The 24,757-nt window shown below is 69.7% G+C and carries 28 protein-coding genes; 9 read left to right on the forward strand and 19 right to left on the reverse strand.

The features are described from left to right. Window positions 1-3: 3 nt before the first annotated feature. From MVA01S_RS05325 to MVA01S_RS05340, 5 genes are all read right to left on the reverse strand, one after another. Window positions 4-807, reverse strand: a complete 804-nt coding sequence (locus tag MVA01S_RS05325) for an ABC transporter permease (protein ID WP_003931466.1) — start codon at window positions 805-807, stop codon at window positions 4-6. After that, window positions 804-1,829 (reverse strand): aliphatic sulfonate ABC transporter substrate-binding protein, encoded by a 1,026-nt coding sequence (locus tag MVA01S_RS05330; protein WP_003931465.1) that lies wholly within the window; start codon window positions 1,827-1,829, stop codon window positions 804-806. The genes MVA01S_RS05325 and MVA01S_RS05330 overlap by 4 nt, the downstream gene beginning before the upstream one ends. Continuing rightward, window positions 1,826-2,560 (reverse strand): ABC transporter ATP-binding protein, encoded by a 735-nt coding sequence (locus MVA01S_RS05335; protein ID WP_003931464.1) that lies wholly within the window; start codon window positions 2,558-2,560, stop codon window positions 1,826-1,828. Before MVA01S_RS05335 ends, MVA01S_RS05330 begins: the two co-directional genes overlap by 4 nt. Before the next feature lie 201 nt (window positions 2,561-2,761). Beyond that, on the reverse strand, window positions 2,762-2,887 hold the full coding sequence (locus MVA01S_RS31880; RefSeq protein WP_003931463.1) for a hypothetical protein: 126 nt from the start codon (window positions 2,885-2,887) through the stop codon (window positions 2,762-2,764). 65 nt (window positions 2,888-2,952) lie between these two features. After that, entirely contained in the window at window positions 2,953-3,423 is a 471-nt protein-coding gene (locus MVA01S_RS05340; RefSeq protein WP_003931462.1) for a hypothetical protein, read from the reverse strand. Window positions 3,424-3,580: 157 nt separating this feature from the next. On the opposite strand from MVA01S_RS05340, the gene MVA01S_RS05345 reads away from it, so the two are divergent. Then, window positions 3,581-4,411 carry an LLM class F420-dependent oxidoreductase gene (locus MVA01S_RS05345; protein WP_003931461.1) on the forward strand — a complete coding sequence of 277 codons (831 nt, stop codon included), beginning with the start codon at window positions 3,581-3,583 and terminating at the stop codon, window positions 4,409-4,411. A 114-nt stretch (window positions 4,412-4,525) separates the two neighbouring features. On the opposite strand, the gene MVA01S_RS31460 is transcribed toward MVA01S_RS05345, so the two are convergent. Both MVA01S_RS31460 and MVA01S_RS05355 read right to left on the reverse strand, forming a co-directional pair. Next, window positions 4,526-4,669, reverse strand: coding sequence for a hypothetical protein (locus MVA01S_RS31460; protein WP_003931460.1), 144 nt, complete (start codon window positions 4,667-4,669; stop codon window positions 4,526-4,528). Window positions 4,670-4,802: 133 nt separating this feature from the next. Next, window positions 4,803-7,325 (reverse strand): DEAD/DEAH box helicase, encoded by a 2,523-nt coding sequence (locus MVA01S_RS05355; RefSeq protein ID WP_003931459.1) that lies wholly within the window; start codon window positions 7,323-7,325, stop codon window positions 4,803-4,805. A 53-nt stretch (window positions 7,326-7,378) separates the two neighbouring features. Here MVA01S_RS05355 and MVA01S_RS05360 point away from each other — a divergent pair, with 53 nt between their 5' ends. After that, window positions 7,379-8,224: a lysophospholipid acyltransferase family protein gene (locus MVA01S_RS05360; protein WP_003931458.1), complete on the forward strand. Its 846-nt coding sequence runs from the start codon at window positions 7,379-7,381 to the stop codon at window positions 8,222-8,224. Window positions 8,225-8,233: 9 nt separating this feature from the next. Continuing rightward, window positions 8,234-8,668: an SRPBCC family protein gene (locus tag MVA01S_RS05365; protein ID WP_003931457.1), complete on the forward strand. Its 435-nt coding sequence runs from the start codon at window positions 8,234-8,236 to the stop codon at window positions 8,666-8,668. A 100-nt stretch (window positions 8,669-8,768) separates the two neighbouring features. Here the strand turns inward: MVA01S_RS05365 and MVA01S_RS05370 are convergent, their stop codons facing one another. After that, a complete protein-coding gene (locus MVA01S_RS05370) occupies window positions 8,769-9,590 on the reverse strand; it encodes an acyl-CoA thioesterase (protein ID WP_040541735.1) in 822 nt (273 codons plus the stop codon). Window positions 9,591-9,663: 73 nt separating this feature from the next. Continuing rightward, window positions 9,664-10,857, reverse strand: a complete 1,194-nt coding sequence (locus MVA01S_RS05375; RefSeq protein ID WP_040541733.1) for a metallophosphoesterase — start codon at window positions 10,855-10,857, stop codon at window positions 9,664-9,666. A 73-nt stretch (window positions 10,858-10,930) separates the two neighbouring features. Between MVA01S_RS05375 and MVA01S_RS05380 the strand changes: the two genes are divergently transcribed. Further along, window positions 10,931-11,770, forward strand: a complete 840-nt coding sequence (locus MVA01S_RS05380; RefSeq protein WP_003931454.1) for an SDR family oxidoreductase — start codon at window positions 10,931-10,933, stop codon at window positions 11,768-11,770. A gap of 14 nt (window positions 11,771-11,784) precedes the next feature. Then, window positions 11,785-12,627 (forward strand): EamA family transporter, encoded by an 843-nt coding sequence (locus MVA01S_RS05385; RefSeq protein WP_003931453.1) that lies wholly within the window; start codon window positions 11,785-11,787, stop codon window positions 12,625-12,627. Here the strand turns inward: MVA01S_RS05385 and MVA01S_RS05390 are convergent. Together MVA01S_RS05390 and cynS are read right to left on the reverse strand one after the other, a co-directional pair. Continuing rightward, window positions 12,611-13,435, reverse strand: coding sequence for a formate/nitrite transporter family protein (locus MVA01S_RS05390; protein ID WP_003931452.1), 825 nt, complete (start codon window positions 13,433-13,435; stop codon window positions 12,611-12,613). The two genes, MVA01S_RS05385 and MVA01S_RS05390, sit on opposite strands and share 17 nt — an antisense overlap. Before the next feature lie 18 nt (window positions 13,436-13,453). Next, window positions 13,454-13,933: a cyanase gene (gene cynS / locus MVA01S_RS05395; protein WP_051015317.1), complete on the reverse strand. Its 480-nt coding sequence runs from the start codon at window positions 13,931-13,933 to the stop codon at window positions 13,454-13,456. A gap of 186 nt (window positions 13,934-14,119) precedes the next feature. On the opposite strand from cynS, the gene MVA01S_RS05400 reads away from it, so the two are divergent. From MVA01S_RS05400 to MVA01S_RS05410, 3 genes are read left to right on the forward strand one after another with little or no spacing between them, the layout of a single operon-like run. Then, complete coding sequence (locus MVA01S_RS05400; RefSeq protein ID WP_003931450.1) at window positions 14,120-14,863, forward strand: helix-turn-helix domain-containing protein; 744 nt, start codon at window positions 14,120-14,122, stop codon at window positions 14,861-14,863. Window positions 14,864-14,921: 58 nt separating this feature from the next. Further along, window positions 14,922-16,217, forward strand: coding sequence for a hydroxyacid-oxoacid transhydrogenase (locus MVA01S_RS05405; protein ID WP_003931449.1), 1,296 nt, complete (start codon window positions 14,922-14,924; stop codon window positions 16,215-16,217). Next, complete coding sequence (locus MVA01S_RS05410; RefSeq protein ID WP_003931448.1) at window positions 16,214-16,678, forward strand: acyl-CoA thioesterase; 465 nt, start codon at window positions 16,214-16,216, stop codon at window positions 16,676-16,678. The genes MVA01S_RS05405 and MVA01S_RS05410 overlap by 4 nt, the downstream gene beginning before the upstream one ends. On the opposite strand, the gene MVA01S_RS31235 is transcribed toward MVA01S_RS05410, so the two are convergent. Genes MVA01S_RS31235 through MVA01S_RS05435 form a run of 6 tightly spaced genes read right to left on the reverse strand, consistent with a single transcriptional unit; the run spans window position 16,659 to window position 21,627 of the window. Next, window positions 16,659-16,808 carry a hypothetical protein gene (locus tag MVA01S_RS31235; RefSeq protein ID WP_157895642.1) on the reverse strand — a complete coding sequence of 50 codons (150 nt, stop codon included), beginning with the start codon at window positions 16,806-16,808 and terminating at the stop codon, window positions 16,659-16,661. The two genes, MVA01S_RS05410 and MVA01S_RS31235, sit on opposite strands and share 20 nt — an antisense overlap. Window positions 16,809-16,855: 47 nt before the next feature. Beyond that, entirely contained in the window at window positions 16,856-17,524 is a 669-nt protein-coding gene (locus MVA01S_RS05415) for an alpha/beta hydrolase (protein ID WP_003931447.1), read from the reverse strand. Then, on the reverse strand, window positions 17,521-18,513 hold the full coding sequence (locus MVA01S_RS05420; protein WP_003931446.1) for an NAD-dependent epimerase/dehydratase family protein: 993 nt from the start codon (window positions 18,511-18,513) through the stop codon (window positions 17,521-17,523). The genes MVA01S_RS05415 and MVA01S_RS05420 overlap by 4 nt, the downstream gene beginning before the upstream one ends. A gap of 41 nt (window positions 18,514-18,554) precedes the next feature. Further along, window positions 18,555-18,905: an STAS domain-containing protein gene (locus MVA01S_RS05425; RefSeq protein WP_003931445.1), complete on the reverse strand. Its 351-nt coding sequence runs from the start codon at window positions 18,903-18,905 to the stop codon at window positions 18,555-18,557. Continuing rightward, the gene (locus MVA01S_RS05430; protein ID WP_003931444.1) at window positions 18,902-19,978 is read right to left on the reverse strand and encodes a cobalamin B12-binding domain-containing protein; all 1,077 of its coding nucleotides are present in this window, start codon (window positions 19,976-19,978) and stop codon (window positions 18,902-18,904) included. The genes MVA01S_RS05425 and MVA01S_RS05430 overlap by 4 nt, the downstream gene beginning before the upstream one ends. Continuing rightward, window positions 19,975-21,627, reverse strand: a complete 1,653-nt coding sequence (locus tag MVA01S_RS05435; protein ID WP_003931443.1) for a PP2C family protein-serine/threonine phosphatase — start codon at window positions 21,625-21,627, stop codon at window positions 19,975-19,977. Before MVA01S_RS05435 ends, MVA01S_RS05430 begins: the two co-directional genes overlap by 4 nt. A gap of 303 nt (window positions 21,628-21,930) precedes the next feature. On the opposite strand from MVA01S_RS05435, the gene MVA01S_RS05440 reads away from it, so the two are divergent. Beyond that, window positions 21,931-23,070 (forward strand): glycoside hydrolase 5 family protein, encoded by a 1,140-nt coding sequence (locus MVA01S_RS05440; protein ID WP_003931442.1) that lies wholly within the window; start codon window positions 21,931-21,933, stop codon window positions 23,068-23,070. Here MVA01S_RS05440 and MVA01S_RS05445 read toward each other — a convergent pair. Further along, window positions 23,067-24,320: an MFS transporter gene (locus tag MVA01S_RS05445; RefSeq protein WP_003931441.1), complete on the reverse strand. Its 1,254-nt coding sequence runs from the start codon at window positions 24,318-24,320 to the stop codon at window positions 23,067-23,069. The genes MVA01S_RS05440 and MVA01S_RS05445 overlap by 4 nt on opposite strands. Beyond that, window positions 24,317-24,745, reverse strand: a complete 429-nt coding sequence (locus tag MVA01S_RS05450; protein WP_003931440.1) for a MarR family winged helix-turn-helix transcriptional regulator — start codon at window positions 24,743-24,745, stop codon at window positions 24,317-24,319. Before MVA01S_RS05450 ends, MVA01S_RS05445 begins: the two co-directional genes overlap by 4 nt. Window positions 24,746-24,757 lie beyond the last annotated feature (12 nt).

The following is a 24,757-nucleotide window of genomic DNA, read 5'->3' on the forward strand; positions in this document are numbered from 1 at the left end:
GTGCTACGCCCACTTCCTGATCGCCCACTTCTCGAACAAACTCAACAGCGAATCGGTGAGCTTGCCGAGCAGGGCCAGCGAGATGATGGCCAGGAAGATCCGGTCGATCCGCCCGTTCTGCCCGGAGTCGAGCAGAAGGAACCCGAGGCCCATCGAGCTGGCGATCAGCTCGGCGGCGACCAGGAAGAGCCAGGACTGGGCCAGGGCCAGGCGCAGCGCGGAGACCGTCGACGGCACGACCGCCGGAAGCTGCACGGTGACGAACAGGCGCAGACCGTGCAATCCGAAGGCGCGGCCGGCCTCCAGTAGATGCCTGTCCACGTGACGTAACGCGGCCCCGACGACCGTGTAGACGGGGAAGAACGCGCCGATGGCGATCAGGATGACCTTGGATTCCTCACCGATGCCGAACCACAGGATCAGCAGCGGCACCCAGGCCAGAGACGGGACGGCGCGGATACCGCCGAACGTCGGTGCGAGCAGCACACTGACGACCTTGGACAGCCCGACGACCGCGCCGACGGCCAGACCGGCCGCCGCCCCGATCGCGAAACCCGTCAGCACACGCTGGGTCGAGATGGCGATGTAGTGCGCGTACAGGCCGCGCTCGGTCAGGTCGACGGCGGCCAGCCATACCATCGCCGGTGACGGCAGTATCGAGACGGCTACCAAACCGCTGGTCGAAACCCATTGCCACACAACGAGTAGCAGCGCCGGGAGCAGGACGCCGGCGGCGAAGCGCACCCCGCGGCGCTCCGTCAGGTCCGTGCCCGGTGTCGTGCCTGCCTTGTCGACCGTCTCGGTCACGACCGGAAGCGGGCGGCGTCGGCCTGTTTGACGAAAGAGTCGTTGACGATCGTCTGCAGCGCGTCGTCGACCTGCTCTCGGCTCTGTACGTCGCCGAGGTCGACGAAGATCGGGGCGATCTTCTCGAGCACCGCCAGCTGTGCGTCGCCGGGAACCTGATTCACGTCGAGGTTCGACCGCTCGTTGATCACCTTCTGCGCGACGGGCAGCTCGATGCCCGCGGCATCGGCAAGGATCTGCGCTGTCTCGTCAGGGTTCTCGGCCGCCCACACCGCGGCGGCGGCGTAGGCGTCCACGACGAGCTGGGCGAGCTCGGGCTTCTCATTCAGGAAGTCCTCGCGCGCGTTGAGGAAGCCATAGCTGTTGAAGTCGACGTCGCGGTAGAACAGCGTGGCGCCGTTCTGTTCGGCGCCGGCCATGATCGGGTCCAGTCCGGCCCACGCGTCGACCGATCCGTTCTGCAGCGCGGCCCAGCCGTCGGCGTGCTGCAGATTCTGGACCGTGACGTCGGCGGCGGACAGTCCGTTCGCTTCCAGCGCCTGCAGCAGGAAGAAGTAGGGGTCGGTGCCCTTGGTGGCGGCTACGTTCCTGCCCCTCAATTGCGCGACGTCGGTGATGTCACTCCCGGCAGGCGCGACGAGTGCGGCCCACTCCGGCTGCGAGTAGATTGCGATGACCTGGATGGGGGAGCCGTTCGAACGCGCGAGCAGCGCCGCCGATCCCGCCGTCGAACCGACGTCGATGGCACCGGCACGCAGGGCCTCGTTGGCCTTGTTCGAGCCGGCCGACTGCACCCAGTTGACCTCGACCCCTTGGGCTTCCAGCCACCGCTGGTCCTTGATGATCAGGCTCAACGGGTTGTAGGTGGCGAAGTCGATGTCGAGCACCTGGCCGTCGACAGTGCCAGTTCCGTCGGCGGTTTCGCCGCTGCTCGCATTCTCCCCGGAGACGCATGCGCTCAGAATCAGCGCGACGGCGGCGAGTAACGCGACGAGCGACGCCCGGGGTGCTGGGGTTCTCATACTCGGGTTTCCTGTTCGGTGCGTCGGGCGGGGTGGTGGCGATCCACCCCGAGGCCGTCGAGCAGACGGCCGCGGAGTTCGGCGAGCTCAGCCGATCCGCGGTCACGCGGCCGACGTCCAGGCACGGTGACGGTCTGACGGATGGAGGCCCCGGCCGTGCCGTCCTCAACGCCCAGCAGGATGACGCGGTCAGCCAGCTGCAGTGCCTCGTCCACGTCGTGGGTGACCAGCAGCACCGTCGCAGGAGCGGCCGCGAGCACCTCGAGCAGCAGGTCCTGCATCTTCAAGCGGGTCAGAGCGTCGAGTGCGCCGAACGGCTCGTCGAGCAACAGCACGCGAGGACTGCGGGCCAGTGCCCGGGCCAGCGACGCGCGTTGTGCCATGCCGCCGGACACTTCACGGGGCCGGTGGTCGGCGAACTCGGTCAGGCCGACGAGGTCGAGCAGGCGCGCGACGGTGGTGCGAGCGGCGGCGGCCGGCGTGTGCCGGGGCAGGCCGAGCGCGACGTTCTGGGCGATCGTGCGCCACGGCAGCAGGCGTGGTTCCTGGAACGCGACGGCGCAGCGCGGATCGTAAGGGCCGACCGGAATTCCGTCGATGTGCACGGTGCCGGCAGTGGCGGTGTCGAGTCCGGCGACGACGCGTAGCAGGGTGGATTTGCCGCAGCCGCTGGCGCCCAGGATCGCGACGATCTCGCGCGGATCGACATCGAGGTCGAGGTCACGCAGCACCGGTCGTGAGACACCTCTGGCCGTAAATGAGCGCCCGAGGCCGGCGATACCGATCGCAGACATACGCGGACTCCAGCCAGACGGTGATGGTGCCGGGAACTCCGACGCCGACCTGGATGGTGGCCGACGGCCGACACGTCGTCACCGGTTATGCCCACGATGGTTTGAAAGGTTCCCCCGAAGGGTTCTCAGCCTTCTGGGCTAGTCGGAGGGCTTGTCGACCTCGTCCTCGGGCAGGGGTAGGGCCTCCGCGCCGGGGGTCGCGGGCGCGAGCACATCGGACTCTTCGACCGACTCGGACGTTACGTTTTCTTCCGCAGATGTCATGGCGGCTCACATACCCGTACCTGCTCGCCGGTAATCACGCCGGCGTCCGGGCGCACGGGAGGTGATCAGCCGAGCCGGACCGGCGTGCGGGGACGCGCACAGCTGACCAGGACCGGCTGGGGGACCTCGGCGGCATGCCGCTGCCGGCGCTCGTCACGCTGGATCCGACGCTGCAGTGTGCGCTCATCGCGTGCGGACACCGAACGGTTCAACGCGGCCAGCATGTCGAGCTGTTGCCAGCTCAGGCCGTCGAGGTCGCCGTCGCTGTCGTGGGTGGCCACGACGACGCTGCCGCGCAGCAGCGGGACGGTCTTGGCGGTGAAATCGGTGGTCGCCATCAGCAATTCGGTGGCGAACTGGTTGGTGCGGCGTTGGCAGCCGCGGGCGGACGGGCTGAACCAGAAGTCGAACTGGTTGTCAGCGCTGGTCAGGCACTGCAGACCCTGGTCTTGGACAAGCTTGGAGATATCGGCGTTGGTGTAGGCACGGGTCTCATACACGGCGCCGCTGGCGGTGAAGTACAGGACGGTATTCATAGCGATAGCCCATTCTTTTCTTTCTCTGCTGTTACGGAGAGCGCTGACGTCACGGCGCTGTGACTGAAGTTACCCATGTGACTGTTGGGGCAAACTTCGATATCGATATGGCCACGACGGGTTTGGGCAGCGGGGCTAACCTCGGGGAGTGGCGCAATTGAGATTCGGGATCTCGACCTTCGTCAACGACGACACGATCGACACGGTGTCCCTGGCGCGGGCGATCGAGGAGCGCGGGTTCACGTCCCTGGCCGTCGCCGAGCACACGCACATCCCGGCAAGCCGGGAATCGCCGTACCCGATGGGCGGCGAACTCCCGTCGATCTACTACCGCACGCTCGATCCCTTCGTGACCCTGGCTGCCGCGGCCGCGGTCACCTCCACCATCGAACTGGTCACCGGGATCGCGCTGCTGATCCAGCGGGATCCGATCATCACCGCGAAGGAAACCGCCAGCGTCGACGTGATCTCCCACGGCCGCTTCGTGTTCGGCGTGGGAGCCGGCTGGAACATCGAGGAGTTGCGCCACCACGGCACCGACCCGAAGACCCGGGGCGCGCTGCTCGACGAACGCATCGAGGCGATCAAAGAGCTGTGGACAGAGGAGCCGGCCGAATACCACGGCAAATACGTCGATTTCGGCCCGTCCTACCTACGGCCCAAGCCGGTGCGCAAGCCGCATCCGCCCATCCTGATCGGCGGCGACTCCGATGCCACCGTCAAGCGGATCATCCGGCACGAGGCCGGCTGGATCGCCAACCCACTGCCCGTCGAACGCCTGAAACGGCGCGTCGACCAGCTGCGCGCCGGTGCCGGGCACGAGGTGCCGCTGTCGACGTTCGGCACCCCGGCCAAGCCCGAATACTGGCATGCCGTCGCGGAATTGGGGTTCAGCGAGCTCCGGCTGCTGCTGCCGACCAAGTCGCTCGATGATTCTCTGCGGCTGCTCGACGACTACGCCGAACAGGTGGCAAGCTACCGCGGCTGAGACGCCGACGTCATGCCATGGCGTCGGCCATGATTCGTGCAGACCATCAGCAGGGTGGCGAGGATATGCGCCTGACCGGCGCTTATATAGCGAATCTGAGGGGCGCGGGACTCGTCAGTGGCCGGTCTTCTCGTAACGCTGCGCGACGGCGACGAGTTCGTCACGGACCGCCGAATGGGGCATGGTCGCAATCCGCGCGTAGAGACGCCGGCGATCACGAGCGATCTGGCGAGAGGCACGGTACTGCGCGAAAGACATGACGAAGCTCCTGATTCTGGAAAGTTGACGTCCGGCAACGAGGATCGCCCGTCGGCCGGACTCCATCCATGGTCCGTGTTACAAACACGTAAATCAACCGGCTGACCTGTGATTTCAGGTACAGAGACGGCCATCACAGCCGGCCGGCGTCCACCATCCGCACCACCGCCGCGCCCTCCTCGTCGGAGGCGTGCAGATCCACCTCGACCTCGAAACCCCAATCGTGGTCGCCCGCGGGGTCGTCGAGGATCTGCCGGACCCGCCACACGTCAGGCTGCCGGTCGAAGATCAGCAGCGCAGGACCACGCGCGTCGGCGCCGGTGCCGACGCCGTCGTGCTCGGCGAAGTACTCGTCCCCGATGTCCTGCCAGCGCCCCGCGGTCCAGCCTGCCCCGCCGTCGAGCGCCCCGAGTTCGTCCCACCGCTCCCGGGCGAACAACTCCACCCGGCGGAACAACGCGTTGCGGACCATCGCGGTGAACGCCCGCGCGTTGCCCGTCAACGGACGCGGGCGGGCGGGTACCGCCGCCACCGGCCGGTCGTGCGGCTGGTCCGGGCTGGTGAGCTGTTCCCACTCATCGAGCAGGCTCGAATCCACCTGTCGGACAAGCTCGCCGAGCCATTCGACGATGTCGGTCAGCTCCTCGGTCCTGGCCGCGGCGGGCACCCCCGAACGCAACGCCTTGAACGCGTCGGACAGATACCGCAGCACCGCCCCCTCCACGCGCGTGAGCCCGTAGACGCTGACGTACTCGCGGAAGGTGAAGGCGCCCTCCCACATCTCCCGCGCGACCGACTTCGGCGCGAGCCTGCCGTCGGCCGCCCACGGATTGCTCTGCAGGTACACCTCGAACGCGTGCTCGAGCAGCTCGGCCAGCGGTTTCGGGTAGGTGACGTCGTCGAGCAGCTCGATCCGCTCGTCGTACTCGATCCCGTCGGCCTTCATCTGCGCGACGGCCTCGCCCCTGGCCTTGTTCAGCTGGGCGGCCAGGATCTGGCGGGGATCCTCCAACGTCGCCTCGATCACCGAGAGCACATCCAGCGCATAGGTTTCCGACTCGGTGTCGAGCAGACCGATCGCGGCGAGCGCGAACGTCGACAGCGGCTGGTTCAGCGCGAAGTCGGGCGGCAGATCCACGGTCAGCCGGTAGCGCCGCCCGTCCGGCTCCGGTTCGGGAAGCCGTTCGATCACCCCGGCCTGCAACAGCGACCGCGCGATGCCGACGGCCTCCCGGATCAGGCGCAGCTGCCGCTTACGCGGCTCGTGGTTGTCCGTGAGCAGCCGGCGCATCGCCTCGAACGGATTACCGGGTCGGTCGACGACGTCGAGGATCATCGCGGTCGACACCCGCATGTTGCTGGTCAGCGGCTCCGGCGCGGCGTCGACCAACCGCGTCATCGTCGCCTCGCTCCACGGCACCATGCCCTCGGGAACCTTGCGGCGCACCAGTTTCCGCCGCTTCTTCGGGTCGTCGCCGACCTTGGCGAACTGCTTGAGGTTCTCCACCTCGTGGTCGGGCGCCTGCACGACGACCGTACCGGCGGTGTCGAACCCGGCCCGCCCGGCCCGGCCCGCGATCTGATGGAACTCGCGGGCATTGAGCAGTCGGGTGCGGGTGCCGTCGTACTTCGACAGCGCCGAGAACACCACGGTGCGGATCGGCACATTGATACCGACACCGAGCGTGTCGGTGCCGCAGATGACCTTGAGCAGACCGGCCTGCGCCAGCTGCTCGACCAGCCTGCGGTACTTGGGCAGCATGCCCGCGTGGTGCACCCCGATGCCGTGCCGGACGAGCCGCGACAGCGTGGACCCGAAGGCGGTGGAGAAGCGGAACGCGCCGATGTGCTCGGCGATCGCGGCCTTCTCCGCCTTGGTGCTGACGTTCACGCTCATCAGCGCCTGTGCCCGCTCCAGCGCCGAGGCCTGGGTGAAGTGCACGACGTAGACCGGCGCCTGCTTGGTGTCGACGAGCTCCTGGATCGTCTCGTGCATCGGCGTGGTCGCGTAGGAGAAGTACAGCGGAACCGGCCGCTCGGCGCCGGCGACCAGCGCGGTCGCCCTGCCGGTCCGGCGGGTCAGGTCCTCGCGCAGGAAGGTGACGTCGCCGAGGGTGGCCGACATCAGCAGGAACTGGGCGTGCGGCAGCTCGAGCAGCGGCACCTGCCAGGCCCAGCCGCGGTCGGGGTCACCGTAGAAGTGGAACTCGTCCATCACCACCAGGCCGATGTCGGCCTCGCTGCCCTCGCGCAGCGCCACGTTGGCGAGGATCTCGGCGGTGCACGCGATGATCGGTGCGTCGGCGTTGACCGAGGCGTCGCCGGTGAGCATGCCGACGTTGTCCGCGCCGAACACCTCGCACAGCGCGAAGAACTTCTCGCTGACCAGCGCCTTGATCGGGGCGGTGTAGAAACTGGTGCGGTCCGCGGCCAGCGCGGCGAAGACGGCGCCCGTGGCCACCAGCGACTTTCCGGACCCGGTGGGGGTGGCCAGGATGACGTTGGCGCCGCTGACCAACTCGATCAGCGCCTCTTCCTGGGCGGGGTACAGGGTGGTGCCGTTGGCTTCGGCCCACGCGGCGAACGTGGCGAACAGCTCGTCGGCGTCGTCCCCGACGGCACGCAGAGCGGACAGGTTTTCGATCAGCGCGGACATCGGGGTCCAGCCTGCCAGGTTTGCCGACGGCCGCCGCCGTCAATAGCCCTTCCATGGCGGGGTTCGGTGATGTCCTCGAGTGGGTCAAGACGGAAGTCGCCGGTCGTGTGCCCAAGGCCGACCTCGACCAGCGCGACGCCGACTACATCCGCGAGCAACTGCCCGGGCTGTGGTTGCTCGCGTCGCTCTACTTCCGCGCCGACGTCCGCGGGCTCGACCGCATCCCCGCCGATGGACCGGTGCTGCTGGTCGGCAACCACAGCGGCGGAAACCTGCCGCCCGACACCTTCGTGTTCACCCTGGCGTTCTGTTCGTACTTCGGGGTGGAGCGGCCCTTCTTCCAGTTGGCGCACAACCTGGTCGTGTCCATGCCGGGGCTCGGCTCGCTACGCAAGTTCGGCACCGTCGCGGCCAACCACGACAACGCGACGCTGGCGCTGAAGTCCGGTGGCGCACTGCTCGTCTATCCGGGCGGCGATTACGAGGTCTTCCGGCCGTCCTGGAAGCGCCACGAGGTCGACTTCGGCGGTCGCAAAGGTTATGTGAAGCTCGCCCGCGACGCCGGTGTGCCCATCGTCCCGATCGCCAGTGTCGGCGGCCAGGAGGCGGCGCTGTTCCTCGATCGGGGGCAGTGGCTGGCCAGCCTGCTCAGAGTCGACAGGATCGCGCGGCTCAAGAGCGTCCCGATCCTGCTGGCGCCGCCGTGGGGAATCGCCGTCAGCGACATGGTTCCGCGGCTGCCGCTGCCGACGAAGATCACCATCGAGGTCCAGGACCCCATCGCCGCGGAGGACATCGCCGCCGGCGACGACGACACCATCCACGCCAGGGTCGAAGGCGCGCTGCAGTCGGCAGTGGACCGGTTGGCCGCGCAGCGCCGGTTCCCGGTGATCGGTTAGGGGCGGGCGATGCGGCTTTCGCGAAGCGTGATCATCGACGTCGACCCGCACATCGTGTGGAAGCACGTCAGCGACCCCGGCTGCTACCCGGAGTTCATGGCGAGCCTGGAACGGTGGGAGATCGTCACCGAGGGTCCGGTCGGTGTGGGGTCGCGGTACACCGTGCACTGGAAGGTGGGCTCCGTCCCGATCGGCGGCGTGGTCGAGGTGACCGAGTTCGACGAGGCCCGCGACCTCGCTTTCATCGGCATCACCGGCGTCGGGTTGCGCGGTCGGTTCCGGCTGCGGGCGAACGGCGCCGGACACACCAAGGTGACGTTCCGGCTGTCCTACGAGGCGCCCGGGGGACTGCTGGGCCTGATCGCCGACCGGGTGGCCTCCCGCCAGGTCGGCCGCATCATGGACCGGACCGTCAAGAACCTCAAAGCCCTTGCCGAGAGCTGACTTTCACCGGCACGGCCGGTCTGGCGGCGAATCTGCGTAACGAGGCGGCGATTTTCGCCCTCGAATTCGCCGTGTGGTTACGCAACCGGCGCAGCGGACGTCACTGCCGCGGGGCCGGGAAGTACATCTCCTGACGCACGGTGCACACCAGTTCGCCGGTGCGGTTGAACATCGTCCCGCCGGCCAGGGCGATGGTGTCGGCGCTGCTGGGGGAGCTCTGCTCGTAGAGCAGCCAGTCCGACAGATCGGCCGGGGCGTGGAACCACACCGAATGGTCACGCTGGGCCGACAGCGTGGCACCGCCGCGCGCGGCGTAGGCCGGTTCGGTCAGGGTCACCGCGGACAGATAGGCCACCAGCGCCGACGTCAGCACCGGGTCGTCGGGGACGGCGCCGCCGGGCCGCCACCAGATCCGTGCCCGGGCCGGGGGAGCGGTGTCCGCGTCGACGATGCGCCGCTCGAACCAGCGCAGACTCGCCCACATCCCCTCGGTCACCTCCGGAGACTCGGCGAAATGCGGAGCCACCACCGGAAGCGACTCCGGTTGCGGCACCTGCGGACACGTCGGCTGATACGTCACCCCGCCCGAGGTTGGGGACTTGAACGACGACATCGCCTCCAGCAGGATCTCCTCGCCCTGGCGGGCGGTGACCCGCCGCGCCGAGAACGTCCGGCCCTGCTGCAGCTCGGCCACATCGAACGTGACCGGCAGCCGCGCGTCGCCGGGCCGCAGAAAGTAGGTGTGCACGCTGTGCGGGGCCCGGTCGGGCGCGGTCAGGCTCGCCGCCAGCAGTGCCTGCGCGGAAATGTGGCCGCCCAGAATGTGATTGGCCGGCGCCGGCAGTTGCCGGCCGACGAACGTCGCCGGGCCGGCCTGGTCGAGCTGCATGGAGGCGAGCACATCGCCCAACGAAGAGGACACGCAGGTATCTTGCCTAACGACGCCTTCGGACTCCTCATCGCGGCTCGTGCCTCGCCGCTTGATCGTCGTCCGACTAGCGACTGCGCAGCGTCAGCAAGGTGATCTCACTGGGCGCGAACACCCGGAACGGCGGGCCCCAGAATCCGGTGCCCCGGCTGGTGTACAGCTGTGTCCGTTCGCCGTGCGTGCTGAGCCCGTGCACCACAGGCTGTTCCAGCCGGACCAGGAAGTTGAACGGCCAGATCTGACCGCCGTGGGTGTGGCCGGAGATCTGCAGATCCACCCCGGCGCGCACGGCCTGCCCGACCTGCTTGGGTTGGTGGGCGAGCAACAGCACCGGCAGCGCCGGGTCGGCCCCGTCCAGCGCGGTGTCGATGTCGGCGCCGTGCCCGCGCACGCCGGAACCGGCCGCGGTCGCGTCGTCGATGCCGGCGATGACCAGCCGGTCACCGCCGCGCTCGATGACGACGTGCCGGTTGTGCAGCACGTCCCACCCGATACGCGCCATGTAGTCCAGCCAGCCCTGCGCCTCGCTGAAGTACTCGTGATTGCCGGTCACGTATACCCGGGCCGAGGCCGCCCGCACCGAGGCCAGCGGCGAGGCCTGCGCCTCGCGCTGCACGGCGGTGCCGTCGGCGATGTCGCCGACATGGCACACCACGTCGGCGTCGAGCCCGTTGACGCGCTCCACCATGCTCGCCGACCACCGGGCGCGGTCGATGGGCCCGTAGTGGGTGTCGGTGATCATCGCGACGCGCAGACCGTCCAGCCCGCGACCGAGCCGGGGCAGCGTCACGTCCAGCCGCTTGACCCGCGGCACCCGCATCGCCTCGGTGTATCCCCAGATCAGCAGCACGACAGCGACGATGAGCACCCCGGCGGCCACCAGCCGCGAGCGGACGGGGTCGGCCACCCCGGCGGCCAGCAGTCCGAGCTCCACCACCTGGCCCAGTACCGACCACACGAACAGCACCCACACCACCCCGAGCAGCGTGTCGCCGGCCGCGGCCGGCCGATCGCGCCGCTCGCGGCCGTGCCCGACACGCATCAACAGGGGCAGCGCGGCGAACGCGGCGACGAACACCAGCGTCCCCACGACCACGACGGCCGTCGGCCACGCCGCGCCGCCGACCACCAGCGTCGACCACGGCACCCCGAACAGCAGCAGCATGACGGCCAGCACCACCAGAGTGCGGCGCAGACGGCCACGGGACCGGCGCGCCGGACGCGACTCCTCTTCGACCGTCTCGGCCGGGTTCTCGGACATCACACGAAGGTACCGACAAGGCCGGTTCCGCACCGGCCGCCCGCAGTGTTGAATGACCCCAGGAGGTTTACACATGACTGCGGTTTCGTTAATCACCGGTGGCGCAGGCGGGATGGGCACGGCCACCGCCGAACTGGTCGGCAAGGACCATGCGGTGGTCATCGCCGATGTGCGGCAGGACCGGCTCGAGGCCGCGGAGGCCAGGCTCGGCGAGCTCGGCGTCGCGGTCACCGCGGTCGACTGCGACGTCACCGACCGGCAGGCGGTCGAGAAGCTCTTCGAGACCGCGTCGGGGCTGGGCACGCTGGCGTCGGTGATCCACACGGCAGGGGTCAGCCCCAGCATGGGTGACGCGGAGTACGTGATGCGCACGAACGCACTCGGCACCCTCAACGTCGGTGAGGCGTTCTTCGCGACAGCCCCCGCAAGCGCCGCGCTGGTGAACGTCGCGTCGATGGCCGCGCACCTGCTGCCTGCCGAGCTCATCCCCACGGGGGTGTTCCCGCTGGCGCTGCAGGACACCGACGCGTTCACCACCGAGATGCTGCAGGCGTGCGCCATCGCGCCCGAGGACGTCCGGTCCGGGCTGGCCTACGCGCTGAGCAAGGCCTTCGTGCGGTGGTACAGCAGCTCCCAGGCCGAACGGTTCAACACCCGCGGGCTGCGCATCGTGTCGGTGTCGCCGGGATCCGTCGACACCGAGATGGGCCGGCTGGAGGAACAGGCCGGCGCGGGCGCCATGGTCACCGACGCCGCCGTCCCGCGCTGGGGCAAGCCCGAGGAGATGGCCGCCCTGCTGGCTTTCTGCGCGGGCGACCAGGCCGGATACCTGACCGGCACCGACATTCTCAACGACGGCGGGGTGGTCGCGTCGATGACCGAGAGGGCACGGCTCGCCGCGCAGCCCGGCTGACGCACCCTGAGAGGGTGCCCCTGTTCTTCATCGTCGGAGCGATCTCGCAGTATCTTGGTGCCGCCGTCGGTGTCTTTCTGTTCGAGACGACCGAGCCGTCGACCGTGGCATGGTTGCGTGCCACCGGGGCCGCCGTGGTGCTACTGGCCTGGCGCCGGCCCTGGCGCCGTGCGTGGACCGTTCGCACGGTCCTGGTCGCGGCCGGATTCGGGGTGGTGACCGTTCTGATGAACGTCGCCTTCTACGAGGCGATCGACCGTATCCCGCTGGGCACCGCCGTGGCGATCGAGTTCACCGGTCCGGTGGTCGTCGCCACTCTCGGGTCACGCCGCCGCCGGGATCTCGCCGGGGTGGCGCTCGTCGCGGCCGGGGTGTACCTGCTGGCCGGCGTCCAGCCCGATCTGTCGTGGGCCGGCGTCGGATTCGCCCTCACCGCCGCGGGCCTGTGGGCCGGGTACATCCTGCTCGGCAAGCGGGTGGCCGACGCGGGTGAGGGCATCGACTCGCTCGCCGTCGGTATGGCTGCCGCCTCGGTCGCGCTGGCGCCGGTGCTGCTCGGTATCCAGATCGCGACTGATGCAACGGTATTCGTCGACGCGAAGACGTGGCTGCTGGGTGCGGGCGTCGGGGTGCTGTCCAGCGCCATCCCGTACGCGCTGGACCAACGGGTGCTGACATCGATCGGCAGGCAGCGCTTCGCTTTACTGCTGGCCCTGCTGCCTGCGACCGCGGCGGTCGTCGGGGCGGTGGTGCTGGCCCAACGCCCGTCGGCCGCAGAGCTCGGCGGGATCGCGCTGGTGATGCTCGCCCTCATCGTCACGGCGAAGAAGTCCACCGCCCTCAGTCCGGGGTCTTGATGAGCTGCCGGGTAGGTGCCGTCCGTGCGTGGGTGGCGTAGATGATCAGGCCCACGAACGTCAGTCCACCAACGAGATTGCCCAGCAGCGTGGGGATTTCGTTCCACACCAGATAATCCGCGACGGTGAAGTCGCCGCCGAGCATCAGACCGGACGGGAACAGGAACATGTTGACGATCGAGTGCTCGAAGCCGAGGTAGAAGAACAGCATGATCGGCATCAACATCGCGATCACCTTGCCCGGCAGGCTGTCCGACATCATCGCCCCGACCACGCCGGTGGACACCATCCAGTTGCACAGCACCCCGCGGACGAACAACGTCAGCATGCCGGCGGCGCCGTACTCGGCGTAGCCCAGTGTGCGGCCCTCCCCGATGGCGCCGAGCGCCTGGCCCACCGCGTCCGGTTCGATGCTGAACCCGAACGTGAAGTAGATCGCCATCAGCACGGCGGTGGTCATCGCGCCGGCGAAGTTGCCGATGAACACCAGGCCCCAGTTGCGAAGCATCGCACCGAGAGTCACTCCCGGCCGCCTGTCCAGCCAGGCCAGCGGCACCAGCGTGAACACCCCGGTCAACAGGTCGAAGCCGAGCAGATACAACATGCAGAAGCCGACCGGGAACAGCACCGCGCCGAGCAGTGGCTGTCCGGTCTTGACCGTGATGGTGACCGCGAACGCCGCTGCCAGTCCCAGGATCGCGCCCGCCATGTAGGCGCGGATCAGCGTGTCCCGGGTGGACATCACCGCTTTCGCCTCGCCGGCATCGATGATCCGGCCGGCCAGCTCTTTCGGAGGCACATACGACATGACGAATCCTTCTGTGGTTCAGGAGGTCTCGGTGGACCACTGGTAGGGCAGGAACTTGCCGTCGATCGTCACCACCACCCGGTCGCCGTCGGGGTGTTCCCGTTTGGTCAGCGAGACACTGCAGTTGATCGCGCTCATGATCCCGTCGCCGAACTGTTCGTGGATGAGTGCCTTGAACGCGGGCCCGTACACGTGGAGAAGCTCGTGGAAGCGGTAGATGGTCGGGTCGGCCGCGACGTCCCCGGGACCGGTCCGGTACGGCTGGCGCTGCAGCGCCGTCACCACCTCGTCGCTGAGCCCGAGTGCGGCGCCGATCTTCTCGGCCTCGTCTCGCGGCATCGGGTGTGAGCCCAGCAGTGCGGCCACCGTCCAGACCGGAGGCCTGCCGATGAGCTCGGCCAGTTCCGCCCAGGAGCGGCCCTTGGCGATCCGTTGCGCGTCGACCTCGTAGGCGGCGCGTTCACGCAGTGCGGGGTGATAGGCCACGTCATACCTCATCTCGTCGGGAAAACTGCGGACGAGCATCCATCCGAACGCATCGGAACCCGCGAGCGTGAGGCCGAATGCGCAGGCAATCCGGCGTTTCGCGCACGGGTCGGCCGGTTTCACACGGCTGAGACACCGCAGCAACGACGCCGACACGCGTCGGTGTGAACCTTCATCGAGACCGGAGGAGGGGTGAGGGTGACGGCGGAACCTGACGGCGACCTGCTGGCCGCAGTCGTCGAGGCGGCGCCCACCCCGCTCTGGGTGATCGCCGGGACGGGACGGGTGCAACTGGTCAACCTGGCCGCACTCGCCCTGCTCGGCTACACCACCGCCGGGGAGCTGATCGGCCGCCCGAGCCATCACACGCTGCACGCATGCCATCCCGACGGCACCGAGTACCCCCAGCAGAACTGCCCGATCGTCGGCGACGGTGACGTCGACCCGGGCCCGCGCACCGGAACCGAGTGGTTCACCACCCGGTCCGGACGGCACCTGCCGGTGCGCTGGTCCACCCGCAGGCTGAGTGGGTGCGGCGCAACGCTGCTGGCCTTCGAGGACGCCTCCGCGCAGTTCACGGCGGCGCCGCGGCCGCGCTGGCCCACGCCGACCGGACGCACCCGGTCGGCGATGCGGGCCGACCTGGTGCGGCAGGTGCAGCAGAATTTCCGCGACCCCGAGTTCGGGGTGGCGGCGCTGGCGAAGGACAACCACATGTCGGTCCGCGCGGTCCAGGCGCTGTTCGCCGAGATCGGCAGGACACCGGCCGACGAGATCCGCCGCGCCCGACTGGAGTTCGCGAGCAGACTGCTGCACGACGGCGCCGCGGTGCAGAGCGCGTGCTACGACAGCGGCTTCCGCGATCCGGGCACCTTCACCCGCGCGTTCCGCCGATATTTCGGCTGCCCGCCCAGCGGTTTCCTGCACAGGTCGAGCGCCTAGGCGTACACCTGGGCGGGCCGTCGGCGGATCCGTGCCGCGGAGGTGGACAATCGGCAGGATGAGTTGCTGCCATCACAGCGGCGGGGACACCGCGTTCACCGTCGACGCGTCACGGGTCACCTTCGGGCGGGGCTGCCTGCGCGAGGTGGGTGACCGGGTCAGGGCGCTGGGCGTCGAGCGCGTCGCGCTGTTCACCGACCCGACCGTCGCCGAACTGGAGATCTTCGACACCGTGCGACGGTCCCTGCGGGATGCGGATGTGGACGTGGTCACCTACACCGAGGTCCGCGTCGAGCCCACCGACGAATCCTTCGAACAGGCCGCGGCGTTCGCCGCGGACGTCGCACCGGACGGCTATGTGTCGCTCGGCGGCGGTTCGGTGATCGACACCGCCAAGGCCGCCGACCTCTACGCCAGCCACCCCGCGGATCTGCTGGAGTACGTCAACGCCCCGGTGGGCGCAGGCAACGCGGTGCCCGGACCGCTGCGGCCGCACATCGCGTGTCCCACCACCTCGGGCACCGGCAGCGAGGTCACCGGCATCGCGATCTTCGACCTGTTGTCGATGGCGGCGAAGACCGGCATCGCCTCGCCCGCGCTGCGCCCGACCGAGGCGCTGGTCGACCCCGACTGCACCGACACCTTGCCCGGACCCGTGGTGGCCTGCAGCGGCCTCGACGTGCTGTCGCACGCGCTGGAGTCCTATACCGCCCGGCCCTACCTGCACCGCGCCGCACCGGGCCGGCCCAGCGAACGGCCGATGAGCCAGGGCGCCAACCCGTGGAGTGACCTGGGCAGCGTGGAGGCGCTTCGCCTGCTCGGCCGGTATCTGCAGCGCGCCGTCGCCGACGCCGCCGACCGGGAGGCCCGCGAGCAGGTGATGTGGGCGGCCACGCTGGCCGGGATCGCGTTCGGCAACGCCGGTGTGCACATCCCGCACGCCATGGCTTACGCCGTCGCCGGCCAGGTCCGCGAGTTCCATCCCGACGGCTACCCGGGCTCTGAACCGCTTGTGCCACACGGGATGTCAGTGATCCTGAATGCCCCCGCCGCGTTCCGGGTCACCGCGCCGCTGGACCCGGTGCGACACCTGGAGGCTGCCGGGTACCTGGGCGCGGACACCGGCGGCGCCGCCCCCGGCGACGCGGGCACCGTGCTGGCGGACCACCTCGTCGCGATCATGCGCGGCGTCGGGATGCCCAACGGACTCGCCGGTGTGGGGTACTCCGAGGCCGACGCCCCGGCACTGACCCGCGGCGCGTGGCCGCAGCAGCGGCTGCTCGCCAACGCCCCGGTCGAGGTCGACGAGGCGCTGCTGACCGATACCTTCCGGCACGCGGTGAGCTACTGGTGACAGACCATTCGGCACCCGCGCGCCACCGCGTCGACGACTACCGGTACTTCCTGCCCATCACCACCAGGTGGATGGACAACGACGTCTATGGGCACGTCAACAACGTGACCTATTACAGCTACTTCGATACGGTCGCCAACCATTTCCTGATCCGCGAGGCAGGCCTGGACATCCAGGCCTCCCCGGTGATCGGTCTCGTGGTGGAGTCGAAGTGTTCCTATCTGGCGCCGGTGGCATACCCCGACGAACTCCGGGCGGGACTACGGGTGGACAAGCTGACGAACCGCTCGGTGACCTACGGGGTCGCGATCTTCGGCGCAGCCGACGACCGGGCCGAAGCGGTGGCACACGGCTACTTCGTCCATGTGTTCGTCGATCGCGAACGGCGTCAAGCGGTTCCGATTCCCGACCGGATCCGGTCGGCGCTGTCGGGACTGGTCGTCACGGCAGACGGGCAGTGAGCGCGGTGCCCATCGCGGACATTGCCGCCAGCGGACTGCACAGCGCACACAGGCTGGCGTCGAGGGTCGGGTAGCCGCACGCGGGGCAACTCGTCACCTGGCGCGCCCCCAGAGCAGTAATGGTGGTCACGGCGGCTCCTTTCAAAGCTGGCCACCAAGTACCCGCTCAGCCGCCTTTTAAGCACCCGCGATGAGATCCGCAACCTCGCCTGCCGTGCGCCGGGTCGCCGGATCGTCGGCAGGGGCATACCGGTCGGCGGCCGCGTCGTACCGGGCACCGGCGATGTCGCCGTGATCGGCGGCCAGTTCGGCCATCCGCACGGGCCAGCCGGCACTTCGGAGCGAGTCGGCGAACCGCACACTCGCCGAGACGGGCACGACGTCGTCGGCGGTGCCGTGCAGCAGCGTGAACGGTGTGCGCACCGGGGCATCGGCCAGGTCGGCGGTCACGTCCCGCTGCGAGATCGGGTCCGGCACCATGAAGGCGCCGGCCAGACACACGGTGTGGCGCAATGCGATCTGATAGGTCTGGGCGTGCACGGTGAGCCCGGCCGCCGCGACGCCGCCGAGTGACCAGCCCACCAGCATCAGTGGCGCCGCGCTGTCCGTCCACGACTGCGCGAAGCGCGCCGACTGCAGCAGATCGGTCCGTCCACCGTCTTCGCTGTGCGAATCCCAGTCCGGCGCAACCACACTGAGGCCCCGCTCGGCCAGCATCGCGGCGAGGATCCCGACGGTGGCGCGTGCATCGGACTGTGTGCCGTGCCAGAGCAGCACCGTCGGCGCGGCGGGGTCGCCGAACAGGTCGACCGAACGGCCCGGGGCGTACCGGGCGGTCTCGGTCACCGCTTCCCCGACGTGCTCGCCAACGCTTGAAGTGTCTCCGCGGCAGTGAATTTGGGCCGCCACCCCAACTGCTCCCTGGCTTTGGTGGTGTCCATCACCACCGATGTGCGCCCGGCGTGCAGCCACTCCAGGATCGACGGGATGAACGGCAGCCGGGCGACCACCTCGGAGGTGGCGGTCGCCGCGGTGCGCGGGACCCTGACCGGTCTGGCCCCGAGCGCGTCGCCGACCGCGGACATCGACAGCACGCCGTCCCCGGCGATGTTGTAGGCCCCGGCCGGCGCGGACTCCGTGGTCACTGCCGCCGTGATGGCCGAGGCGACGTCGTCATGGTGCACCAGTTGCAACGGTGTGCCGGGGTCCGGGAACGGCGGTTTGAGCAGCGGCAGCGCCTGGGTGATGCGGCGCACCGGTCCGGGCAGCTGGTTCCACGGCATCGCATCGGCCAGCGCGGTCGCCTTCGGCCCGGCCACGATGCACGGGCGCAGCACGTACACCTCCAGCGGCGAGCCGGCGGTGACCTCCGCCAGGACCTGTTCGCACGCGGCCTTCTGCGCGGAGTAGTAGTGCTCCGGCGATCCGCGTGCCGGCACCTCCTCGGTGATCGGGACCGGGTTGTCGGAGTGGTAGCCGTAGGCGGCCACCGACGAGGTGTAGACCAGCCGGCGCACCCGGGGGCCGGCGACGGCGGCCTCGAAGACGTTGCGGGTGCCCTCCAGATTCACCCGGGCGCTCTCCTCCCGGGAGCCCATGATGATGAATGCGAGGTGCACCACCACGTCGGCGTCGGCGACCAGTGCGCGCACCGCGTCGCGGTCCAGGATGTCGCCCTGCCGGTAGGTGGTCTTGGTCCAGCCGTGCTCGGCCGGATCGAACGGCCTGCGCGCCATGCCGACGATCGATTCGACCTCCGGGTGGTCCTCCAGGGTCGAGATGGCGGAGATACCGATCTCACCGGTCGGACCGGTGACCGCGACGCGCACAGACATGCCCGTGAGGTTCCCGGATTGCCTGCGGCGAAAACGGCGCCTCAGCCGATGCCGGACTCGTCCGGCTGCTGGGCGGCCGGCCGGGTGGTGAGGAACTCCAGCAGGCCGGTGACGTCGAGAATGCGCTGGAGCTGGGCCGGGCGCTGGTCGAGGTGCAGCTGCACGCCGGCCGCAGCGGTCTGCCGGTGGATCAGAACCAGGCTGGACAGTCCCGCGGAGTCACAGAACGCCAGGTCGGTGAAATCCAGGTGGAGGTCCTGCAGTGCCGACGGGGCGCGCAGCAGATCGCGCACGGTGTCGAGCAGCAGGCCCGACGAGCCGTAGTCGAGGTCTCCGGCGACGCGGATGTGGGCGGACGGGGCGGTGCGCTGCACCGCAAGGGTGAGTTTCATGCGCTCATCTGGGGGTCGTCGGTCGGGGTTCGGTGGAGCGAGGCGTGCGCGGCTTTGAGCACACGCTGGGTTCGGGGGAATTCGGCGAGCTGGCCGGCGATCGATTCGAGCGCGGGCAGCAGTGACGTCGCTGGGACGCCGCGGGCGGACAGGATCTCGGCGGTCCAGGTGATGAAGCCGACGAACAGGTCGTCGTCGTCGACGTAGAGCGCCGCGGTCAGGAACTCGACGATGTGGGCGATGTCCTCCAGCGTGTGCCGGCGCTGCTGCTCGGTGTAGCCGCGCATCGCCGGGAACCGCTCGTCCAGTTCCCGGGCCGTCGTCTCGACCAGCCGCGGCTGGTTGTCCCGGACCATCGTGTACTCCTGGTCCACCAGGTGCGGCAGGTCGTCGAAGGGTTCCGCGGGCTGGTGGGACGCGGCGCCCCGGGCCCGCTGGAGTCCCCGGCCGAGCAGGCCGGCCGCAGTGCGCGCGTCGGGCGCCCACGCGTCGGCGCCGAGTTGCCGAGCGAACCGCCCGTCCGGGCCGAACGCGGCCCCGCCGGCGAGGACCGGGACCCCGGCCGCCTGGCAGGCGCTGATCGCCGCGTGTGCGGTGGGCAGACGAGTCGGGATCATGCACGACAACGCGACCGCGTCGGGGCCGTGCTGGTGCAGGTGGGCGATCAGGTGTGGTGTCGGCACCTGCGCACCGAGGAAGTCGACGTGCCAGCCGTGCAGCGTCAGCACCTCGGCGAGCAACCGCGCGGGCAGCGCGTGCCACTCGCCGTCCACACACGCCACCGTGACCCGGCCCGCGCTACCGGGACCGGCGCCCGCCGGGTGGTGGGCCAGTGCCGCGATCACCCGGTCGTTGATCGCGGTCGCGGCGTGTTCCTGCGCGACGGTGATGGTGTTGGCCGCCCACTCGCTGCCCACCCGGCGCTGCACCGGGGCGATGACGTCGAGCAGCACGTCCTCGGCCGCCAGGCCCGCGTCGAGGGCGGCGAACACGACTGCGGTGGCGGTGCGCTCGTCGCCGTCGAGCACCGCCTCCCAGAGTCGCTGACGGACGAGCGACGTCTCGTCGCTCACGCGGTGTACCTCCCGGCGGTGTGGCCGTCGACGGCGCTCAGATGTGTGCGCCGCGGCGCGGTGATCGCCACGACCGCGATGTCGTCGTGCGCGCGCTGGTTCACCCACTGGCTGGTGAGCATCATGACGCGCTCGACCACCGCCTCGGCCGGCAGACCGGCGCACTGCGCCAGCACTTCCGACAGCCGTTCCTCGCCGAACATGTCGGTGCCCAGCGGCCCGCCGCGCGCCTCGGTGACCCCGTCGGTGTAGAGCAGGCAGGTCTCGCCGGGCGCCAGTGAGGTCTCGACGGTGTGCGACCGGATGTGCGGCATCACGCCGACGAGGGTGCCCCGGGTCTCGGTCTCCTCGACGCGGCCGTCGCCGCGCACGATGATCGGGGCGAGGTGCCCGGCGCTGGTGAGCCGCAGCATCACCTGGCCGTCGCGCCGCGACACCGACGCCAGCACGAGTGTGGCGAACCGGGTGCTGTTGACCGACAGCAACGCGCTGTTGAGCAGTCGGAGCACGCCGGCGTGGTCGTGGGCCAGCGGCGCCAGCGCCATCAGGGTGTTGCGGATCTTGCCGGTCAACACCGCGGCTTCCAGGCCCTTGCCGCACACATCGCCGAGCACCACCAGCGTCTCGTCCTCGGGTGCGGCGGCCACGTGTACGTCGTAGAAGTCACCGCCGATGGCCTCGTGGTCCTCGGCGGCGCGGTAGCCACCGGCGAGTTCGATGCCGTCGAGGCGGTGCAGGCGCGGTGGCAGCAGGTCCCGCATCAGCGTGCGGGTGATCGCGGACTGTTCGGCGTAGAGGCGGGCGGCCGACAGCGCGGCACCCGCGCGGGCGGCGAACAGCCGGGAGAACAGTTCCTCACCCTCGCTGAACACGGTCTGGGAGGAGCGCCGTAACAGGACCAGTGCTCCGGCAGCGACCCCGTGACCGGGCAGCGGGGTGATCAGCACCGACCCCACCTGGCCTGGAAAGTCGTTCGGCACAAGCCAATCCGGTACGCACGCGGGGTCGATCCAGCGCGTCGGCACCGGCGGGAAACCCCGCAGCGCCTCGCTGAGCCCCGCGACGTCGGTGGGCTCGGCCTCCACGAGACGGTGCTCTGCGATGCCACCGGGCCCGCTGCACACCACCGGGAGGCGCCCGCCGCTGACCGGGGCCACCAGCACCGCGGCGTCGGCCAGCCGGCTCGCCGCCATCCGCACGGTCGCCTCCATGCAGCGGTCGAGGTTCAGCGACGCCATCAACACCGCGGATGCCTCGTCGAGAAATGCCGCACGTTCCCGCTCCACGGCAAGCGCGTGATGTGCCTCCCGGGCGGCCCGATCGAGATCCTCGACCAGCCACCAGGCGACCGCGCCGCCGGGCAGGACGGTCGGACGTGCCTCGAACACCCGGCCGGCCAGCGGGCCAGACGCCGGGCTGCCCGAGGTCGTCACCAGGCGCCGGTGGGCATCCGTCAGCCACGCAGGCGCCACGTCCTCCAGCACACTGCCGGAGACCACGTCGGGGAGCAGGAGCCGGGCCGGTTGGCTCGATGCCCGGACCGTTCCGTTCTGCTCGACGACCAGCACCGGATGGGGAATCGAGTCCCACGCCGCATCATGGGCGGCGGCGTGGGCCGAGGCGGTGTGCAGGGGTGTGATCTCCCCCATCGTCGCCTCCTCCCGCAAGCCGAACCAAGTCGACCGTATTCGACTGTAGGCAGCGGGCTCCGACATGTCGACTCACGCCCTGAGCAGGGCTGGGACGGTCCCGCGGCGGCCGGCGCCGGACAGGTTATCCGCTCAGCGAAATCGATTCTGGGCCTTGATGTCCCGCATCGCGCGGCGTGAGCTGCAGCGGTAACGGGTGGTCTGTGGACGTCGATACACTGGGGACCGTCGACTCGTCCGGCACGCCACGGCGCTGGATCGCCGATCTTCAGAACGAAGGATTGCGCCTTGGCTTCCGAGCCCATGTTGGATCGGCGCACTGCGCTGAAACTGCCGGTCGTGTTGGCCGCCGGTATGACGCTGACGTGCGTGCCCCGCGCGTCTGCGGAGATGGCCAGATGGTCGCCGGATCGCGCGCACCGGTGGCACCGCGCGCAGGGCTGGCTGGTCGGGGCGAACTTCATCCCGGCAAACGCGATCAACCAGCTGGAGATGTTCCAGTCCGGCACTTTCGATCCACGGCGCATCGACAGCGAGCTGCGCATGGCGAAGCTGATCGGGCTCAACACCGTTCGCGTGTTCCTGCACGACCTGCTGTGGGTCCAGGACCGTGCCGGCTTCCAGCGGCGGCTGGCCCGCTTCGTCGACATCGCCGCCCACCACGGCATCAAGCCTCTGTTCGTGCTGTTCGACTCGTGCTGGGACCCGCACCCGCGTCTGGGGCCACAGCGCAACCCGACCCCGGGGGTGCACAACTCGGGATGGGTGCAGGGCCCCGGCGCGGATCACCTCGATGATCCGCGGCACCACCGGGTCATGCGCGACTACGTCACCGGGGTGCTCAGCCAGTTCCGCCACGACCGACGCGTGCTCGGCTGGGACCTGTGGAACGAACCCGACAACCCCGCCGACGCCTACGCCGAGGTCGAGCGCGGTGACAAGGTCGAGCGGGTCGCCGAACTGCTGCCCCAGGTTTTCGCCTGGGCCAGGTCCGTGGATCCTATCCAGCCGCTGACCAGCGGTGTCTGGGACGGCGAGTGGGGTGATCCGGCGCGCCGCAACGAGATCAACCGGCTCCAGCTGGACCTGTCCGACGTGATCACCTTCCACAGCTATGCCGAGCCGAAGGGCTTCGAGGCCCGCTTGGAGGAGCTGACGCCGTTGGGCCGCCCCATCCTGTGCACCGAGTACATGGCGCGCACGCTCGGCAGCACTGTCGAGTCGATCCTGCCGATCACCAAACGCCGCAATGTCGGCGCGTACACCTGGGGTTTCGTCGCGGGCAAAACCCAGACGTTCCTGCCGTGGGACTCCTGGGACCGGCCGGTGACCGGCCCGCCCGGGCTGTGGTTCCACGACCTGCTCAACGGCGACGGCACCCCGTACCGGGCGAGCGAGATCAACACCATCGAGGAGCTGACCGGCAGACGCCGACCGAGTTAGAGCCGCTCGGGCAGCGGCCCCACCAGCTTCGCCGGCCGGCACAGCAGCGCCACGACGAGGGCCAGGGCGGCCGCGACGCCGAACGCCGTATACACGTTCAGCAGGTCGGCGGTGCCGCCGAGCACCGCCGCGGCGATCGGGCGGGACCCGAGGAAGCCGACCAGCCACAGCGCCATGATCCGGCCGCGCAGTTCTTCGGGAGCGCGTTCCTGCACCACGGTGCTCAACCCGGTCATCGCGCAGCCGAAGCCGAAACCGGAAACCACGAAACCGGTGTACGCCAGCCAGGGCGTGAACCCGACAGTCAGGATCAGGCTCCCCAGGCCCAGAACGGCCATCCCGATGGACGACACCATCGCCGAGGCGATGCGCCCGCGTAGCAGCGCCAGCGCGGCCATCCCGACCGCGGCGCCGACGCCGAACAATGCCGACAACGCCCCGACCATCGAGGCGCCGCCGCCGAGCGCGTCGGCCATCGACGGGGTCAGCGTGATCGACGGATCGGACACGATGCCGACGGTCGTGACCGCGGCCAGGGCCAGCAGCAGCGGCCGGTCGCCGAGCACGTACCGCACGGCGACCCGCACCCGGTAGTCGGTGCCGGAGCGGCGCTCGGGCGGGGCGGGGAACCGCACGGCCAGCAGGAACAGCGCGAACACGAGGTGCAGCACCGTACTGGCGGCGAACGCCGTCGCCGGGCCGGTGTGCGCGGCCAGGTAGGCGCCTGCGGCGGGACCCAGGATCCGGCCGATGGTCATCGGGAAACTGTTGAGCGCCATCGCAGTCGGCAGTTCGCCGTCGCGGATGAGCGTCGGCACGATCGACTGCATCGCGGGCCCGCCGACGACGAAGCCGAAGCCGACCAGCGTCGTACCCAGCAGCACCGGGACCGCCGCGCCCATCCCGGTCAGCTCGGGCCGGAGGAACATCCAGGCCGCGATCGAACCGGATCCGGCCACGCAGAGCACGCGGCCGAGCAGGATCTGCCGGGCCGGGTTGCCGGTGTCGGCCCATTTACCGCTGGTCGGGCTCAGGATCAGCTGGGGGGCGAACTGCACGACGCCGACCATGCCGACCATCAGGGCCGAGCGGGTCGCGTCGTACATCACGATGGCGGCGACGATGCCGTGCGTCCAGACCGCGACGACCGCGAAGATCTTGCCCCAGAACAGCGCGCCGAACACGGGGTCGAACATCAGGCCCAGCGCGTTGCGCGCGGGGAGCCGGGCGGTGGTGGTCTCGGCGGTCATCGGGCGGCCACGGTCTCGAAGCGGTCGGTGAGCCGGTCCAGGAGGGTGACGAGGGTGTCGACGTCGGAGTCGGGCCAGTCCGCGACGGTCTTGGCCACCAGGTCGCGCCGCCTGCCGGTCACCGCGGCGAGCTCGGCCCGGCCCGCGTCGGTCAGCACGAGCGCGCACCGGCGCTGATCGTCGGTGGCCGACGTCTTGGTCAGCAGACCGGCGGCCACGGCGGCGGCGACGGTTCTGCTCGCGGTCGAGTGGTCCACGGCCAGCAGCTCGGCGACGTCGCGCACGGATGCGCCGCCCGACTGCCCGTGGCGCTGCACCGCGGCCAGCACCCGCCACTGCGGGCGCTGCCGGGCGACGTGGATTCGTGTCAGCAGATCGTCGAGTTGGTCGTAGCGGGACTGCGGCACCAAATATGCATAGCACATCGATGTATGTGC

It is taken from the genome of Mycolicibacterium vaccae NBRC 14118 = CIP 105934 (genome assembly GCF_001552715.1).
In the GTDB taxonomy this organism is placed as follows: domain Bacteria; phylum Actinomycetota; class Actinomycetes; order Mycobacteriales; family Mycobacteriaceae; genus Mycobacterium; species Mycobacterium vaccae.